Consider the following 21,389-nt stretch of genomic DNA (forward strand, 5'->3'; position numbering starts at 1 on the left):
TCCCCTTTTCGTTCATTGCGTTGCATCTTTTGCGCTCTCTACTTTTCAGTTAATGAAAGGGATGTTTCTTTTATCTCTTCAAATTCATTTAATAGGTACTTAGCTATCTTTTCAACTGCGGGGAAGTCTACTATTTCCTCATGTGATCCAGGGACAGAATACTTATTTACTCTTCCTTTTAATAAAGGTCCCCAATCTGTAAACAACTCTTTTCCTTCCTCAGCACTAAAGTAGAGAACTTCTCCAGAGTATGGTATTAAATCATGCTCTGCCATTATATTCAGGCATTTCCTATGAGCATTGATAACTTGCTTCAAATTGATAAGATCTGCATCAGGCGGGAGTACTCCTTCCATAATTAATCGCTCTACAAGCATATCTTGTTTATGGAAGAGGCCTTCTTCCTGCTCAGTAAAATCTCTAGGAATGAAATGCTCATATATATATGAGAGCATATCCTCCGTTGTTTTATAGTCCTGCTCTGAAGGTACTTTAGTATCCATTAGTATCAACAACTCAACTTCCTCACCTTGACTCCTTAGTACAGTTGCGATTTCATAAGCAATCGCACCGCCTAAAGACCATCCTCCAAGACGATATGGACCTTCTGGCTGAACACGTTTTATTTCTTCGATGTAAAGTTGAATTACTTCCGGCAAAGTTAACTCGTCAATTTCTTTCTTTTCTATAAGAGGATTCTGTAAACCATAAAATGAACAATGGCTCTTAAGCAATCTTGCTAGTTGAATGTAACAGAATACATTCCCCATAAACGGATGAACGCAGAAGAAAGGTCTTTTCTCTGATTCTTGTAGTGAAACTAGCGCTGCTACTGATTTCGTCATATCATGCTTATCACGAATAAGGCATGCGATTCCTTCCACTGTTGGATTCTTAATCAATGTAGACACCTTAATCTCTTTTCCAAACTTCTCCCTAATTTTTGAAACTAATTTAATTACAAGGAGAGAGTGTCCTCCTCTATTAAAGAAATCATCATTTACATAAACATCTTCTATCTGTAACACATCCTGCCAGATTTTAATCAACTGATATTCAATTTCATCCCTTGGAATGATTGGTGTAGAGAAGTTATTTTCTCTATGAATAGTTAAATTGTTCAATGCCTTTCGATCAACTTTGCCATTTGTTGTAAGAGGAATCTCGTCTACCTTAATAAAGTGAGCGGGAACCATATAATTTGGTACTTGTGTCTTGAGATACTCACGCCACTCATGCATACTAACATCTCCAACTACATAAGCAACCAATCTCTGCTCTCCTAATTTATCCTCTGTTACCAAAACTACTGCTTCTTTTACCAATGGATGCCTCTCTATACTCGCTTCAATCTCTTCAAGTTCAATACGAAAGCCCCTAATTTTCACTTGATTATCAATTCTTCTCAAGTAATCTAAATTACCATCAGGTAAATAACGAACCAAATCTCCCGTACGATATAAACGTTCTTCTTCATTAAATGGATGACGGATGAATCGCTCTGCTGTTAATTCTGGGCGATTCAAGTATCCTCTCGCTATACCTGCACCCCCAATATATAGCTCACCTGTTACACCAACTGGAACAGGTAACAAATTTTTATCTAATACATAAGTTTGAACGTTCGGCAACGGACGGCCAATTGTTACTCTCTTACTATCTTTTTTGATATGATAGCATGTTGCATCAACCGTACATTCTGTAGGACCGTATACATTATAAAAATCAATTTTTTCTGTCTCTACTAGCTGTTCCCATAATGACGGCATAATTGCTTCACCACCGACTAATATCTTACTTGGTACATGAACATCAGCACTTATTTCTAGCAATCCTCCATCTATAAGTAATTGAAGTAATGAAGGTGTCATATCAAACATTTCCAATTTATTCTCCCTAATATAGGACACAAATTGTTCCGGATTAGTGCGAACTTCACTTGGGATAATATATAAACTTGAACCATAAAGCAACATTTGTAATTGCTGAATAGATACATCAAAGGCAATTGACGCATTCAAACCGACGCGCATATTACTAGGTATGTCATGTGAGAAAACTTCTTTTTGTAAACCATAGGATAGGTTTATTACAGAATGGTGCTGTACTAAAGCCCCCTTTGGATTCCCTGTCGAACCAGAAGTATAGATAACATACGCTAAGTTTTCCCCTGTTACCTCACATATTGGTGAAAGTTTGCTTTCTTGAGAAAGCATTGCTTGGTCCCTATCTAGGCAAACTGTCTTGATGTCTTTAGGTATCCATCCTAGTAATACCTCATTTGTAACTAAAACTTTAATTCCCGTGTCTTGTAAAATATATTGCAGGCGGCTTTCTGGATTCGATGGATCCAATGGAACATAGGCTGCTCCAGCCTTCCAAATTCCCATGAGACCAACAATCATCTCAACTGATCGATCAAAGCAGAGGCCAACTAATGACTCTGTCCCAATTCCACATTTCTGTAAATGATGGGCTAATTGATTAGCTCTTTCATTCAGCTCTCGATATGTTAGTTGCTGTTTTTCATCTACTACTGCCAACGCGTCAGGTGTACGATTTACTTGCTCTTCGAATAGTTGATGAATTACATTTTGACGTGGATAGGATATAGTATTATTATTCCATTCTTCCAATAGCTTTCTTTGTTCAGCTTCCGTAATATATACTAGCTCCGATAGATTTTGATCAATGTTTTTGAGCATTTGCATTAACACTTGGTGTAAATGACCCAGCATTCGTTCAATGGTTACTCTATTAAACTTACTACGGTCATACATTAACTTTAACGATAACTGGATTCCTGGAACTACAGCTAACCCTAATGGGTAGTGGGTTTGTTCTACCCCTTCCAATTCACCAATTTCCAGATTTTCTGAAGACTCCTCTTTCACTGGATAATTTTCAAACACATATAAACTATTGAACAGCGGTATTCCTCTAGGAACTTCACTCCACCCCTGAATCTCTGTCAAAGAAGCATACTCATATTGTCTTCTTTCTATCTCTTCCTCTTGTATCTTCTGCAACCAATCTATTAATTTTATATCATCCATCAATTGAATTCGCGTCGGTGACGTTGTAATGAAAGGACCTACGATGTTTTCAACATCAATAATCTCCGTAGAACGCCCTGAGCTTGTTACACCAAAAACAATGTCATTTTCTCCACTATATCGGCTCATGAGATATGCCCATGCCCCTTGAATTACTGTACTCAAAGTAAGTTTATTGCGTTTCGCCCATCCTTGTAACGCTTGAGTCTGCTCTTCTGATAAATACGTAACCTTCTCTGTGTAACCTTTTTCTTCCTCTTTACTTTCTAAGCCCAGCAAAGTTGGCGCAGTAAAACCTTTTAGCTTCTCTCTCCAGAATTGTTCCGCCTGCTCCTTATCTTGTTCTCTTAACCATTGGATATATTTCTTATATGGTGAGGACTTAGGTAACTTCACAGCTTCTCCATTCATTCTCTTCTGATAGACTGTAAGTAATTCATTAAAGACCAATGGTAAACTCCATCCATCCAGTAAAATATGGTGATGGGTCCAAACAATCCGATATTCTTCCTCACCTTCTTGAATGACTGTTACCCGCATCAATGGTGCTTCATCAAATTGGAAGGCTTGTTTTCGATCTAATGCCAAAAAGACTTTTCTTTTTTCCGCTATCTCTTCACTTGTCATTGTACGCCAGTCTTCTTTGTTCACTTTAAATGGGATATTTTCATACACCACTTGTACAGGTTTTTCAATTTCGTCCCATACAAATGCTGTACGAAAAATTTCATGCCGCTGAATTACAGATTTCCACGCCTGCTCAAAAGTAGGAATATCCATTTCCCCTTGAATCATAAAACTCAATTGCACTATATACGGTGCAACATGTTCATCCCCTTGATCATGCAATGTGTGGAAAATCATACCTTCTTGCAAAGGTGATAGTGGATATAAATCAGTAATCTGATTGTTCTTTCCACGATGCATTTTGTTTAGTACATTTGTCAAACCTTCTTGGCTAAGATTAGCCATTGCAAAATCCGAAATGGTCAGTGCAGATTCTCTATCTGAAGATTGAATCAATCTACTCAGTTGATATAGCATATTCTGTGCAATACTTTGAATCGTTGATTTGGCAAATTGTCCAACATTGTATACCCAAGTGAACTGAAGTTTTCCATCCGTTACAACCCCAATTACATCAATTACATGCGATCGCTTGGAACCGGCAGCATGATCTAAACGCTTAAATTCGTTCTCTGGAATAAACATTGCATCGCTAGAAAACATTTGGTCAAATTGTCCAAGATAGTTAAAACTAATAGACGGTGTATATTGGGAGCTTAATGGCTCACACATTGTTGCGTTCATGTAACGCAACACCCCATAATCAACACCCTTATTAGGAATTTTGCGAACTTGTTCTTTAACTGCTTTTAATGCTGCAATTGGCGTATTAGCATTAGTAATATTTAAATGAACTGGGTAAATACTTGTAAACCATCCCACGGTTCTCGATAAATCAACATCTTCAATAATCTCTTCTCGACCATGTCCCTCTAAATCTACGCTTAATATCGGCTGTCCCGTACATGCTGCTGTAGCTTGTACCAATGCTGCTAATAATACTTCATTGATTTTGACACGGTGAGTGCTTAAAGTCTCTTGCAATAACATACGGGTCTCATTCTCGTTTAACACCACAGTAATTTCCTCAGTTACTGCGCTTACTGGATTACTTATAGTACCATCTACTGGCAGTATAACTACGTCTTGTTCAACCTGCTGCTCCCAGTAATGTAGCACTTCTTTTGATATTCCAGTTTCAGCGTAATGATGTAATTTCTCCGACCATTCTTTAAAAGATGTACTCTTCATAGGTAATTGAATTTTTTGCCCTTGGACCGCTTGCGTATATGCTGTTTGCAAATCTTCCAATAAAATTCGCCAAGAAACACCATCCACGGCTAAGTGATGAATTGTCCAAAATAATCGGCCAGTCTCCTCACCTTCATCAAAATACACCATTCTCATTAAAGGACCATCATGTAAATTCAATCTTTCTTGTGCAACATTAATCTCTTTTTGAATAACTTCATGCCAATCCGCTTCCGGCACTTCGTCTAATGAAATGACAGTCAGCATCAATTGTTCTTCAATTCCTTCATTCCACTGTTCCCAAGTCCCATTAGGTAAACGTTCATATCTTAAACGCAGGGCATCATGATGAAGTAGAAGGTTACCTGCCGCCTTTTCCAGTGATCCTATGTCCAATTTTTCTTTCGTTCTAAAGAACATGGATTGATTCCAATGATGTGGATTAGGATGATTTTGTGCAAAAAACCTTTGCTGAATAGGTGTAAGTATCGTCTCTCCAGTTATAATTCCTTGTTCAGCTTGTACACCTTGTTCTTCTTTGACTACTTGCGCCAACTCAGCAATCGTTTGGTGTTCAAATAGTTGTTTTGGTGTCAACTGTAAACCAGCTTGCTTTGCGCGAGAGACAATCTGAATGCTAAGAATTGAATCTCCACCAATTTCAAAAAAGTTATCATAAATACCAATACGTTTTGAACCTAGCACACGTTCCCAAATCATAGAAAGCTTATGTTCACGTTCATTTCTTGGGGCCGCGTAGCCTTCTTGTGTTCCTTGATAATCTGGTATAGGTAACGATTTCCGATCAACCTTTCCATTTATGGTTAGCGGGAATTCTTTCATTTCGACAAAGTAGGAAGGTATCATATGGATTGGCAGTTTTGTTTTAAGATACTCTCGCCATTCTTCTACACTACCTTCGCCCACTACATAAGCTACTAACCTCTTATCTCCCGACTGATTTTCCCTAACTATTACAACTACCTCTTTTACCAAGTCATGCTCTTGTAAAGTCGACTCAATCTCCCCAAGTTCGATTCGAAATCCTCTAATCTTCACTTGATTATCCATTCTTCCTAAGTAGTCTATATTACCATCAGGAAGATATCTCACAAGATCGCCTGTTCTATATAACCTCTCGCCTTCTTTGAATGGATGAGAAATAAATCGTTCGGATGTTAACTCTGGACGATTCAAGTACCCCTTTGCTAGACCTGCTCCTCCGATATAAAGTTCCCCCATCACACCAACTGGAACTGGCAACCTATTACTATCTAATACATAAGTTTGGACGTTAGGCAATGGACGCCCAATTGTTACTCTCTTACTATCTTTTTTGATATGATAGCATGTTGCATCAACCGTACATTCTGTAGGACCATATACATTATAAAACTGTATTTTATCAGTCTCTACTAGCTGTTCCCATAATGACGGCATAATTGCTTCACCACCAACCAGTACCTTACTTGGAACATGAACGCCATCGCACGTTTCTAACAATCCGGCATCTATAAGTAATTGAAGCAATGAAGGTGTTATATCAAAGATTTCTAACTTGTTCTCCCTAATATAAGCTACAAACTGCTCCGGATCACTTCGTACTTCATTCGGAATAATATACAAACTTGAACCATAAAGCAGCATTTGTAATTGCTGGATAGATGCATCAAAGGCAATTGACGCATTTAAACCGACATGCATGTTAGATGGTATCTCATGTTCGAAAACTTCTTTTTGTAAACCATGCGACAAGTTTAGTACAGAATGATGCTGTATCAAGACACCCTTTGGATTCCCCGTTGATCCTGAAGTATAGATAACATACGCTAAGTTTTCTCCTGTTACTTCACATTTTGGTGAAAGAATGCTTTCTTGTGAAATCATTGCTTGATCCCTATCTAGACAAACTATCTTGATTTCTTTAGGTATCCAGTCTTCCAATGACTCGTTCGTAACTAATACTTGAATTCCAGTGTCCTCCAAAATATATCGTAGACGACTTTCTGGATATGATGGGTCTAATGGAACATAGGCTGCTCCAGCCTTCCAAATCCCCATAATACTAACAATCATCTCAACTGAACGCTCAAAGCAAAGTCCAACCAATGATTCATTCCCAATCCCGCATTGCTGAAGATAGTGGGCCAATTGATTAGCTTTTTCATTCAGCTCTCGATACGTTAACTGCTGTTTTTCATCTACCACTGCTACCGCATCAGGTGTACGATTTACTTGCTCTTTAAACAGCTGATGAATTGTACTTTCCTGTGGATATGCTACAGCATCATTATTCCACTCCTCCAACTGTTTTTGCTGTAATCCTGACAATATAGGCAACTTAGCTAATGATTTATCAGGATTCTCCACGATTACATTCAACCAGTTCCCAAAATGTTCAGCCATGGATTCAATAGTTAAGCTGTCAAATAAATCAGTTCTATAAACAAAAGTAAGTAATAAACCCTCTTCCACTTCTGCAGCAGTTAAACTTAAATCAAACTTAGCGATAGGAGCATTACTTTCCATTACTTCTATATTTCTTCCATGTAGTTCTGGTAGCTTCTGTCCCGTATTTTGCAAAGTAAACATGGTTTGGAAAATCGGAGAATGGCTTATATTTCGTTCAGGTTGGATAACCTCTACAATTTTCTCAAACGGAACATCTTGATACTCATACGCCTTCAATGCTTTTATCCGCACTTGAGACAACAACTCTTGAAATGCCGGTGCATTACTTAAATCAGCGCGATAAACCAATGTATTGACAAAGAAACCAATCAGCCCTTCAATTTCTCGATAATTTCGATTTGCAATTGGGCTGCCAACAATAATATCCGTTTGTCCCGTATAACGAGCAAGGAAACTTTGATACGATGCCAATAAGGTCATGAAAAGTGTGGCCCCTTCTTGACGACTTAGTTCGTTTAATTTATCCAGTAATGAGCGCGATAACAAAACATTATGAGTTAATCCATGGTGGGTTTGCACTGGCGGACGCGGACGATCCATTGGCAACATTAAGACTGGTAACTCACCGGATAATTCTTCCTTCCAATACGCAAGTTGTTGATATAGTACTTCATCTTTCAACCATTCTCTTTGCCACTGAGCAAAATCGGCATATTGAACTGGTAGTGGTTCCAGCTCTGCTTGTTTTTCACCAATCGTATTCTCATAAAATGCCATCCATTCTTGAAGCAAGATTTCCATCGACCATCCATCTGAGATAATATGATGCATATTACACAGAAGAACCCATTCTTCTTCTGAAATTCTTATGAGTTTCCCACGGAACAATGGCCCTTTTTCTAAATCAAATGGAGATTCGACTTCAGTTTGAATCCATTGCTCCAACTTTCTTTCTCGCTCCTCTAATGAAAGCTTAGTTAAGTCCATTTGCAGAAGCGGACGGAAAACGTACGGTTGAATCTGCTGCATAGGATGGCCATCCTCTTCATAAAATACAGTCCGCAAAGATTCATGACGCTCTATCAACTGATTCCATCCCAACTCCAATGCCTCAGGTAACCAATTCCCTGTAAGACGGCATGCCATTGGCATATTATAAAGTGCACTATTAGGTGCAAATTGATCAATAAACCATAAGCGCTGTTGGGCATAAGACAGTGGAATATTTCCCCCTCGTTCCATCGGCATCAATGGTGGAATTTCTCGTTTTTCGCTCCCCTTACGTAACTGATCTATTCGTTTCGATAATGCTTCGACCGTTGAATATTCGAACAGTTCACGTACTGGCAATTTGATTTGAAAGACTTCCTGTAAGCGTGAGACCACTTGTGTAGCAAGTAGAGAGTGACCACCGAGCTCAAAGAATGAATCCTGAACATCAATGTCTCTTATTCCTAGCACTTGACTCCACACTGAAGCAATAAGTTCTTCCAGCGGAGTTCTTGGGTATACAGTATTTTCAGCGGATTGTTCACTAAGTATAGGCAATGCCTTCAAATCAAGCTTTCCATTCGGTGTAAGTGGTAAAAATTCCATCTCAATAAAGTTTGTTGGAACCATGTAATTTGGTAAATGTGTTTGTAGATGTTCTCGCCATTCATGGACACTTCCTTCACCAACTACATAAGCTACTAATCTCTTATCACCTTGATTATCCTCTCGTACCAATACAACTGCTTCTTTCACAGAAGAATGTGCCTGCAAAACAGCTTCTATTTCTCCCAATTCAATCCGGAAACCACGAATTTTTACTTGGTCATCTATACGTCCATGGAACTGGAGATTACCATCAGAAAGATAACTTGCTTTGTCTCCTGTATAATAGAGACGTTCTCCTGACTTGAAAGGATGTGGAATAAATTTTTCCTTTGTAAGATCCGGACGATTAGCATATCCACGTGCAAGACTCTTCCCTCCAATATAGAGATCTCCAATTACACCAATTGGTACTAGCTGAAGATGAGAATCTAACACATAAACTTCTGTATTTGCAATCGGTCGACCAATAGATGGCGTACCTGTTGTCACCCCTACAGGTACGTAACAATCTGTGGTAACAACGGTATTTTCCGATGGACCATACTGATTAATTACCGCAAAAGGAATATCGCTAGATGGATACTGCGTTAATTGATCCCCACCAGTAATGATAAAACGAAGATCCGTTTTATCTGGCCAAGATAATTTCAAGAGTCTTTCCAGAATAGGCGTAGGTGCAAAACTAGCTGTTATTCGTGAATCAATGAGCCAGTCCCTTAGTGCTTCTGGATTAATTCTCAGTTCCTCTGTTGACAAGTAGAGTGCTGCGCCAGCAGTTAGATACGGCCAAATCTCCTGGACAGCCGAATCAAAAGCAACCCCTGCAATCTGAGTCGCACGATCCTCTGCTGAAATATGATAAACTTCTTGATGCCAAGAAACCATATTCATTAATGAGCGATTTTCAACCATGACACCCTTCGGTTTTCCTGTAGAACCAGAGGTATAAACAATATAGGCTAAGTTCTCTGGATTTATTTGACGTGCAGGTGCGATTACGCTTTCCACTGTTAGTTCTTCTAACCTCACCATTTCGACGTGTGCGAAATGTCCTTCTTGTCCTTCCGCCGTCACTACAAATTGAATTCCTGCATCTTCAATCATGTATTCTAACCTTGATTTTGGATATAACGGATCTAAAACAACATAAGCTCCACCAGCTTTTAAAATGCCTAGTAAACTTGCCATTAGCTCAGCTGACCTCGGAAGATAAACTCCTACCACTGACTCTGGGGCTACTCCCTTTCGCCGTAAAACATTTGCCAACTGATTTGCTTGTGTATCCAGTTCACCATAAGTCCACTGTTTTGTTTGATCAACTACCGCAATCGCATCCGGACGCCTTGCTACTTGCTCCTCAAATCTGTCGCAAATAAGACCCTGATGAGACATTTCCATTACAGTGTCATTCCATGTTTCTAATAACAAAGTACGTTCGGGTTCTGATAGCATGCTCAGGTCATGCAACGGATTTTGTGGGCGATGAGAAACTTCATGTAGCCATTTCTCAAAGTGTCCTGCCATCCGTTCAATAGTAGTAGCATTGAATAAATCCTTATTGTACTCAAAAGTAAAAAGTAATCCCTCTTCCGTCTCAACTGCCATTACACTTAAATCAAACTTTGCAATTGGACTATGGCTTTCTATCATTTCAATACTTCTACTAGATAACACCGGTAACTCTTGTTTCATATTTTGCAAGATGAACATAGTCTGGAAGATTGGCGAATGACTTGTACTTCGCTCCGGTTGCACAACTTCTACAATTTTTTCAAATGGAATATCTTGATATTCATACGCCTTCAATGCCTTTTGACGAACCTGATACAGTACATCTTGAAATGTCGGTCTACCACTCAAATTAGCTCGATAAACCAGCGTGTTAACGAAGAAACCAATTAGTCCTTCAATTTCTCTATAATTCCGATTCGCAATTGGGCTTCCGACCAGAATATCTTCTTGTCCCGTATAACGAGATAGAAAACTTTGATATGCAGCTAAAAGCGTCATGAAGAGCGTAGCCCCTTCTTTTCGACTAAGTTCATTCAATTTATCATGTAGCGTGCTTGGCAGAACCATAGTGTATGTCGACCCATGATGAGTTTGTATTGCGGGACGCGGGCGATCCACAGGAAGTTGGAGTACAGGAAGCTCCCCAGACAATTCTTCCCTCCAATATTGGAGTTGTTGATCAAGCACCTCCTCCTTTAGCCATCCTTTTTGCCACTGAGCAAAGTCGGAATATTGAACCGGTAATGGTTCAAGTTCCGCTACCTTTCCATCCGTTGCTTTCTCATAAAATGCCATCCATTCTTCAAGTAGGATTCCCATTGACCATCCATCTGAAACGATATGATGTAGAGTACAAAGGAGTATCCATTCTTCCTCTCCCACGTGCAAAATACTTGTCCTGATTAATGGACCCTCTGTTAAATCAAATGGCACTTCTGTTTCTTGTTGAATTAAACGTTTAACTTCTTCTTCTTGATCTTCAGAAGAAAGCATAGTTAAATCCGTTTTCGGAATTGATTGAAAAGCATACGGTTCAATTTGCTGTACGGGTTGACCATTCACTTCTTGAAAGACCGTCCGCAGTGATTCATGACGTTCTATTAGTTGATTCCATCCCGTTTCCAATGCTTCAAGTAGCCAATTCCCTGTAAGACGGCATACCATTGGCATATTGTAAAGGGCACTATTAGGTGTAAATTGATCAATAAACCATAAACGTTGTTGGGCATAAGATAGTGGAATAGCTTCTCCTCGTTTCATTGGTATTAGTGGCGGAATCTCTCGTTTTTTATCTCCTTTACGTAACTGTTCTAATCGCTTTGCCAGTGACTCCACCGTTGTATATTCAAATAGTTCACGTACTGGTAATTCGATTTGAAAAATTCCCTGTAAACGTGACACTACTTGAGTAGCTAGTAGTGAATGACCACCGATTTCAAAAAAGGAATCCTGAACACTAATATTTTTTATTCCTAACACTTGGCTCCAAACGGAAACGATGAGCTCCTCCACTGGTGTTCGTGATGAAGTAATATCTTCACTTATGAACTGTTCTTCTAATTCCAATAATGCTTTCCGATTCACTTTACCATTTGGAGTAAGTGGCATACCTTCAATTTGGAAAAAGTATGCCGGAACCATATAATGTGGTAATTGCTTCTTGAGATATTCACGCCACTCCCCAGTATCCCCTTCACCCACTACATAAGCTACTAACTGCTTATCTCCTGGTCGATCTTCCTTCACCAACACGACTGCCTCTTTTACAGATGAGTGATCATGTAAAGCTGCTTCTATTTCTCCCAATTCAATTCGGAATCCTCTAATTTTAACTTGGTTATCTATTCTTCCAATATATTCTAAGTTACGATCATTTATATATCTAACCAAGTCACCCGTTCGATATAATCGTTCCCCGTCCTTAAAGGGATGCGGAATAAAACGTTCAGTAGTTAAATCCGGTCGATTGAAGTAGCCACGTGCTAATCCTACTCCTCCAAGGTAAAGTTCCCCTGCCACACCAATCGGGACCACTTGTTGATATTGATCTAACACATACAACTCTGTATTATCAATCGGACGACCAATCGGAATAAGCATTGGTTCTTTTTCTAAATCACAATCGTAATAAGTCACATCCACAGTTGCTTCAGTAGGACCATACAAGTTAATTAACTTTGTTTGCTGAGCATTGTAAAAGATCCCCTTAAACCGGCGAACCTGTTCAGTGTTTAACGCTTCTCCACTAGTAAAAACTTGAATTAAAGACGATACATCCCTTTTCGAATTATATAATTCCATATAATCTAAGAAAGTAGATAACATCGACGGAACAAAATGCATGGTGGACACACGGTATCGTTCAATATACTCCTCAATCACCGCAGGATCTTTCTCTCCTCCTGGTGGAAGTAAACAAACACGTGCTCCTACAAATGACCACCAAAATAATTCCCAGACAGAAACATCAAACGAAAACGGTGTCTTTTGTAGGATTGTATCCTCCTCAGACAATGGGTATTTTTTCTGCATCCACTGTAGGCGATTTATAACAGAATGATGTTCAATCATTACCCCCTTTGGATTTCCTGTCGAACCCGAAGTGTATATAATATAGGCTAAGTTATTTGCTGTTACTCCACTCACCGGAGCTAAATTACTCTCTTTAGAAATCATTACTTGATCCCGATCTAAACAAATTGCTTGAATATCTTTAGGTAACCAGTCCTGTAGTGCCTCTTTTGTTAACAGCACTTGAATTTGTGAATTCTCCAAAATGTATCTCAGGCGGTTTTCGGGATAACTTGGGTCCAGTGGGACATAAGCCCCACCTGCCTTCAAAATCCCAAAGAGACCGATAATCATATCAGGAGAACGTTCAATACATATACCAACCAATGATTCAGGTCCGATACCTCGTTTTTGTAGAAAATGTGCCAATTGATTCGATTTTTCATTTAGTTCTTGATACGTTAGCTTTCCACCCTCATAAACTACCGCCACTGCATCAGGTGTCCGTGCAACTTGTTGCTCAAATAGCTCGTGAATCATACAATCATGACCATAAACTACGTCCGTATCATTCCATTCTTCTAGGAGTTGTTTTTGCTCAGTATCCGATAACATTGACAGCTTTGTATATGATTCATCTGGATGATACGTGATTTCATTTAGCCAGTTCTCAAAATGTCCTGCCATACGTGCAATGGTACTACTATCAAATAAATCCGTGTTGTATTCAAATGAGACGAATAGACCTTCTTCCACTTCATAGGCAGTTAAGCTCAAATCAAATTTAGCAATAGACATATTACTTTCTACCATTTCAATACTTCTATCAGGCAAATCTAGTCGTTCTTGTTTTATATTCTGTAGCGTAAACATGGTCTGAAATATAGGGGAATGACTCATGCTTCGTTCAGGTTGCACAGCTTCTACCACTTTTTCAAATGGTATATCTTGATATTCGTAAGCTTTTAACGCCTTTTTCTTTGTTTGGTTCAAAATCTCCCGAAAGGTAGGGGTGCCACTCAAATCTGATCGATAAACCAACGTATTAACAAAGAAACCAATTAATCCTTCTACTCCCTTATGGTTCCGATTTGCAATCGGGCTACCAACTAGAATATCTTTTTGTCCTGTATAACGAGCAAGAAAGCTCTGGTATGCGGCCATTAAAGTCATAAATAAAGTAGATCCTTCTTGTCGGCTTATATCCTTCAATTGACTAAGCAATTTATAAGGAAAAATTACATGATGCGTAGCCCCAGAGTAAGTCTGCTTAACCGGTCGAGGTCGATCCACTGGCAGTTGTAAGATAGGAAGTTCACCAGACAATTCTTCCTGCCAATACGTAAGCTGACGATTTAGCACATCACCTTGCAACCACTCCTTTTGCCACTTCGCAAAGTCTGCATATTGAATGGATAGTGAACTTAATTTAGCAGGATTTCCGCCCGTTTCTTCTTCATAGAAAGCAAGTAATTCATTCATGAATATACCAATGGACCAAGCATCAGAAATAATATGATGCATCGTACACAGTAATAACCATTCATCCTTCTCTAATTGAACAAGCTGCTTACGAATTAAAGGACCATTCATTAAATCAAATGGTTCTTGCGCTTCTCTCGCAATTAAACTATCTACCTCTTTTTCTTTTACTTCTAGAGGAAGTTGAGAGTAATCCCTTACAGGTAATGCTCTAGGAAGGAATTCGACAATTTGTTGCACAGGCTGTTCTCCTACTTCTTTAAAAACAGTTCGTAATGATTCATGACGTTCAATGAGTCGATTGAATCCCTTCTCTAATGCTTCAGGTATCCAATTTCCTTTTAGATGCCATACTGTTGGAATATTATATAAAGAACTGTTTGGGTTAAATCTGTCCATAAACCACAAACGTTGTTGTGCATAAGACAACGGGAGTGCTTCTTTATTCTCCTTTTTTTGCATTTGCTTCTGAAGCCATGCTCTCTTCTCAGGAGAAAGTGAACTCAGCTTTGCAAGTAAATCACTTCTCATTTTTTTACCCCTTCCTCAATCAAATTACTCTCGAATATCCCATGTGCTTCTTCCTCTGATAGCCCTTCTAATTGCTTAAGCAGTTCTAGTAATTCTTCATCATTACTGACTTCTGCTTCTTTTTGAATATAGTCTTGAAGACTTACATTCTCTTTACTATCATTCTGCATTTCTTGATTTTTGTTATAGAGCAATTGATCAATCTGTTCTGCCAATTGCTGCACCGTATGAAACATAAATAAATCATGCAATGGTATCTCGATTCCAAAAGCCTCTTTAAGATTGGAAACAGCTTGCGTAGCAAGTAATGAATGTCCACCAATTTCAAAAAACGAATCCTGAATTCCGATGTTTTCCATACCTAAAACTTCATGCCATATCGAAACAATTGTTTTTTCCGTAGACGTACGAGGAGCAATATAACCACTTGCTATCTCCTGTCTCTCTGGTGCTGGTAAGGCCTTCCTATCAATTTTCCCATTAGGAGTGAGTGGAAATGCATTTAATCCAACAAAATAGGCTGGAATCATATAATTTGGTAGTTGATCCTTGAGATAATCACGCCACTTTTGAGCATCCCCGTCTCCTACAACATAGGCGATCAAACGTGGATCGCCAGGATAATCTTCCCGCACCATCACAATAGCTTCGCTAACTAATGTATGCTTTTGTAATACCGCCTCGATTTCTCCTAGTTCAATCCGGAATCCACGAATTTTCACCTGATGATCAATTCTTCCAACATACTCCAAATTTCCATCCGGCAAATACCTTACTAGATCTCCAGTCCGGTATACTCGCTCGTCTTCTTTAAACGGATGCGGTATAAATCGATTTTTCGTTAAGTCAGGGCGTTTTAAATATCCACGTGCTAACCCTGATCCACCAATGTATAGCTCACCAACTACACCAATTGGAACCATTTTTTGTTCAGCACTCAATACATATACTTCTGTATTGAAGATTGGTTTACCGATTGGTGGTACCCTATGCATGACACCCTTTTCTAATTCCATATACGTGGAATACGTAGTATCTTCAGACGGTCCATATAAGTTGAACACCTTCTCAATCGTACTTCTCTCGTATAAATCTTGAACAAGCGGATATGGTAACGGTTCTCCAGCCAAATTTATTACCTTTACTGAAGAAGGAATTGTTTTTGCTCGAACCAGTTCCTTTGCTGCCGATGGCACAGTATTAACCAAAGTCACACCTTTGGTAGACAACTTGTCTAGATGTAGAGCATTTTCAGCGACAATCACCTTACCACCCATCGTTAAGGGAACAAATACTTCAAAAACGGATAAATCAAAAGATAGTGAAGTTGAAGCTAATACTCCCGCTAATTCCTTTCGAGAATACGTGTGATACGCCCAATGAATCATTGTTACTGTATTCCTGTGCTCAATCATTACTCCCTTTGGATTTCCAGTGGAACCTGAAGTATAGATAATATAGGCTAAGTTATCGCCCGTCACTTCACTCGTGCATACCGTAGTAACTTCCTGTTCTATTTCTGCTCGATTACGATCAATACAAATGACGTTGACGAATGTAGGTATAACCATTTTTTGTTGTAACTTTTCCTGTGTCACCAGTACCTTTATTTGAGCATCTTCTAAAATGTACTGCAGTCGACTTTCCGGATACGCTGGATCAATTGGGACATATGCTCCTCCCGCCTTCATAATTCCTAAGAGACCGACAATCATCTCGGATGAACGTGTAACGCAAATCCCAACTAATGATTCGCATGTTACACCATTTTTTTGTAAATAATGTGCCAACTGATTTGAGCGTTCGTCCAACTCTCGATATGTTAGTTCTTCATCTTCGCACACTACTGCAATTGCTTCTGGTGTTTTTTCCACTTGTTCTTCAAACATTGTATGAATCGTACTATCTTCTATATCTATAACGGCTGATTCATTCCATTCCTCTAGTAGTTGCTTATATTCTACTTTCGATAACATATTCAGTTCTGATAGTATACATTTTGGATGAGAGACAATTTGATTTAACCAATGTTTAAAATGACTTGCCATACGTTCAATGGTTGTATCATTAAACAAATCAGTATTATATTCAAAGGTTAGTGATAATCCTTCTTCCGTCTCAGAAGCAAATAAACTCAAATCAAATTTGGCAACAGAAGCATGGCTTTTCATGAGTTCCATTTGTCTTTCAGATAGCTGAAGAAATTCTTGTTTCGTATTCTGTAAAGTAAACATAGTTTGGAATATTGGTGAATGACTTGTATTCCGTTCAGGTTTTACGGATTCTACCACTTTCTCAAATGGGATGTCCTGATACTCGAATGCTTTTAGCGCTTTTTTTCTTACCTGCGACAATAGTTCTTGGAACGTCGGATTTCCACTGAAATCAGCTCGATAAACTAACGTATTTGCAAAGAATCCTATTAATCCCTCAATCTCTTTCACATTTCGATTAGCGATTGGGCTTCCAACTATAATGTCGTCCTGTCCTGTATAACGAGAAAGGAAGCTTTGATACGCTGCCATCAATGTCATAAATAAAGTGCATCCTTCTTGCAAACTTAAATCTTTGAGCTTTTCCTGTAAGGAATTCGCCACTATTAAGGACTGACTTGCACCACGATGGGTTTGAACTGCAGGTCGAGGACGATCCATCGGTAATTGTAAAACCGGTAGTTCCCCAGATAATTCTTCCTTCCAATATTGAAGATGCTGATTCAAACTCTCCTCTTTTTGCCATTCCTTCTGCCACATGACAAAATCTGCATATTGGATAGATAACTCCTTCAATTCCACTGGTTTTCCGGTTAGTGCTCCTTCATAAAAAGCCATCCATTCTTCAAGTAAGATTCCCATTGACCATCCATCTGAAATAATATGATGCATCGTACAAATGAGAACCCATTCTTCCCTGTCCACTTTTAATATTCGTGTTCGAATCAGAGGACCTTGTCCAAAATGAAATGGTTCCTCCGCCTCGTTTTGAATAAGGCGTTTCATTTCTCTTTCCCTATCTTCCAAAGAAAGATCTGTTAGATTCGTTTGAGGAATATGCCTGAACACATGAGATTGAACCTGTTGAAAAGGTTCACCCTCTTGTTCTAGAATTGTCGTCCTTAATGATTCATGACGCTCCAACAATTGATTCCATCCGACCTCCAATGCTTCAATTGACCATTTACCTGTTAAGCGACACGCTGCATGAATATTGTACATAGCACTATTTGGCATTAATTGATCAATAAACCATAGACGTTTCTGCGCATAGGAAAGTGGGATAACTTCTTCTCGTTTCATAGGTACAAGAGGAGCAACCTTTCGTTTTTTATCTTCCTTTCGTAACTGATCCACTCGTTTCGCCAATGCTTCCACTGTATCGTGCTTGAAAAGTTCACGTAATGGAATTTTAATTTGGAACAGTTCTTGCAATCGAGAGACGATTTGAGTAGCAAGTAGTGAGTGCCCACCACGTTCAAAGAAGGAATCCTGAATGCCAATATTTTCTGTTCCTAACACTTGACTCCAAACCGAGGCAATAAGCTCTTCCGATGGCGTCCGAGGTAGCACATTTAAATCTTCAATAGCTTGCTCATCAGGTGCTGGCAAGGCCTTTCGGTCAACTTTCCCATTCGGAGTAAGCGGGAAATGTTCTAACTCTATAAAGTGCGCTGGAATCATATGATTCGGTAATTGGTTTTGTAAATACTCTCTCCACTCTTCGGTATTTCCATCGCTTATTACATATGCAACCAATCGTTGATCACCTGGACGATCTTCTCTAACTAATACGACAGCCTCTTTAATAAACGAACATTTTTCTAAAGTTGCTTCAATTTCTCCTAGTTCAATCCTAAAACCACGCATTTTGACTTGATGATCCATTCTACCTATAAATTCTATATTTCCATCATTTAGATATCTTACTGAATCTCCTGTTCGATATAGTCGTTCCCCCAATTGAAATGGGTGCGAAATGAATTTTTCAGCAGTAAGATTCTGACGATTTAAGTATCCACGCGCTAAACCAACACCACCAATATATAACTCACCTTCAGTTCCTATTGATTGCAAGCGTTGATTTTGGTCTAATACATATAATTGCGTGTTCTGTATTGGCTTCCCAATAGAAACAAATTCTTGATTAGGCTGAATATCAAATGCATTCACATAAATAGTGGCTTCAGTTGGCCCATAAAAGTTGGTTAATTTCACTTGTCCACTATAATCCCATTTCTGTTGAAAACGTCTAACTAACCCTGAACTTAGTTCTTCTCCACCAGAAAATACATGGCGTACGGACGAACAATTCATGTTCAATTCAATATGATTGAAGTAATCTAAGAAAACAGATAACATCGAAGGTACAAATTGAACTATAGTAACCTGATGTTGTTTAATCACTTCAGCTATAATAGAAGGATCTTTTTCTCCACCTGGAGGTAGGAAAGATACACTTGCACCAACGTGAATGCCCCAAAACAATTCCCAAACAGAGACATCAAATGAGAATGGCGTTTTCTGCAAGACCACATCTTTTTCAGAAAGCGGATATTTATGTTGCATCCATTCTAGATAATTAATTACTGAATGATGCTCAATCATTACTCCCTTTGGATTCCCTGTAGATCCTGAAGTATACATAACATACGCTAAATTTTCTCCTGTTACACCACTTATACATGGGGTTGTTTCTTCTTTTTCAATTGCAGTGTAATCTTTATTCATACAAATCGTTTCTATATTTTCAGATACAAACAAATTTTTAGAATTCTCTTCCGTCACTAGTACTTCGATTCCAGCATCCTCTAATATATATCGAAGTCGACTCTCTGGATAAGTAGGGTCAAGTGGAACATACGCTGCTCCTGATTTTAGAATACCTAATAACGCTATCATCATTTGTAATGAACGTTCCATATATACCCCAACTAGAGACTCTGGGCCTACACCATGCTTTTGTAAATAATGAGCTAACTGATTTGCACGCTTCTCCAACTCTTTATAGGTAATTTGTTCATTTTCGTAACTAGCCGCGATTGCTTCCGGTGTTTTTTTTACTTGCTCCTCAAACATCGTATGAATCATGCCTTCAGCCGAATAATTAACTTGAGTATGATTCCATTCCTCTAGTAACTGTATTTGTTCTTCTTCTGTTAAATGAGTAATTTCAAATAGTTTTGAATCTAGGCTCTTCGTCATCTGAATTAATATTTGCAATAAGTGATTCTGAATCCGATTTATTGCTTCTTCATTAAAATAGCTTCGATCATACATCAACTTTAAAGTAATTTTCTTACCGGGCATTACAATGAGTGTTAAAGGATAATTTGTTTGTTCCGTGCTTTTAACATCTAGTAATCTTAAATCATCATTTCTCTCACCTTGAATTGGATAATTTTCAAACACATACAAGGTATGAAATAAGGAGCAATTTCGCGGAACCTCACTCCAGCCTTGAATATCTATCAACGAATTATACTCATACTGTCTTCGTTCCATTTCTTTCATTTGTATTTTACGAAGCCAATCTACTACTGATGTATTATCCGTTAATCGAATTCTGGTAGGTAATGTGTTAATAAATAGCCCCACCATATTCTCTGCTCCTATTAAATCAGTAGGACGTCCAGCGCTAGTTACGCCAAATACGACGTCACTGTCACCGCTATACCTACTCATCAAATAAGCCCATGCACCTTGTACTAACGTATTCAACGTTAATCGATTATTTCGTACCCACTTTTGTAAACTCTCAGTAAGTTCCTCAGATACTTGATAAGCACACTCTCCATAACCCTTCTCTTGTCCTTGATCCTTTCTTTCCATTGCTAATGGAGTAGGTGCATAGAACCCTTTTAATTCTTCTTTCCAAAATTCCTCTGCTTGACTTTGATCTTGTTTATTTATCCATTGAATATATTTTTTATAAGGAAGAGATTTAGGAAGATTCAACAATTCTCCCTTTATCATCTTGAGATAAACTTCCATCACTTCACTAAAGACCAATGACACACTCCATCCGTCTAGCAAAATATGATGATGTGTCCAGATAATTCTCGTTTCCTCTTTTGCTTCTTTAATCGCAGTGACTCTCATCAATGGTGCTTCATCCAATAAAAATCCTTTTCTACGATCTACATTCAAAAACTGTTGTAATTTCTTCGCCCTTTCCTCATGTGGATGGGTGCTCCAATCCTCTTGATGAATAGTAAAAGGAAGACGTTGGTAAACCGCTTGTAATGGCTTTTCTACTTCCTCCCACACAAATACTGAACGTAAAACCTCATGTCGATTAATAACATATTCCCAAGCCTTTTCAAAAATATCAACATCCAATTGCCCCCCGAGCAAGAAACCTACTTGTACAATATAGGAAAAAGAATGTTCATCATCTTGATCGTATAAAGTATGAAACAGTATTCCTTTTTGCAAAGGTGATAAACCATATATATCAATAACGTCTCCCATT

2 protein-coding genes are annotated in these 21,389 nt (G+C 38.7%); both read right to left on the reverse strand.

Annotated features, from left to right (window positions below; translation table 11 throughout):
* Nucleotides 1-38: 38 nt before the first annotated feature.
* Nucleotides 39-14,921 carry a non-ribosomal peptide synthetase gene (locus DN400_RS00095; RefSeq protein WP_147801462.1) on the reverse strand — a complete coding sequence of 4,961 codons (14,883 nt, stop codon included), beginning with the start codon at nt 14,919-14,921 and terminating at the stop codon, nt 39-41.
* On the reverse strand, nt 14,918-21,388 hold the full coding sequence (locus DN400_RS00100) for a non-ribosomal peptide synthetase (RefSeq protein WP_147801463.1): 6,471 nt from the start codon (nt 21,386-21,388) through the stop codon (nt 14,918-14,920). The genes DN400_RS00095 and DN400_RS00100 overlap by 4 nt, the downstream gene beginning before the upstream one ends.
* Between the last annotated feature and the right edge of the window lies 1 nt (nt 21,389).

The organism is Bacillus sp. AR8-1, assembly GCF_008042345.1.
GTDB lineage: Bacteria > Bacillota > Bacilli > Bacillales > Bacillaceae_G > Bacillus_A > Bacillus_A cereus.

Coding starts and splice junctions, on each gene's coding strand:
- DN400_RS00095 (WP_147801462.1), bottom strand. CDS start 14,921: ATGAGAAGTGATTTACTTGCAAAGCTGAGTTCACTTTCTCCTGAGAAG.
- DN400_RS00100 (WP_147801463.1), bottom strand. CDS start 21,388: ATGGGAGACGTTATTGATATATATGGTTTATCACCTTTGCAAAAAGGA.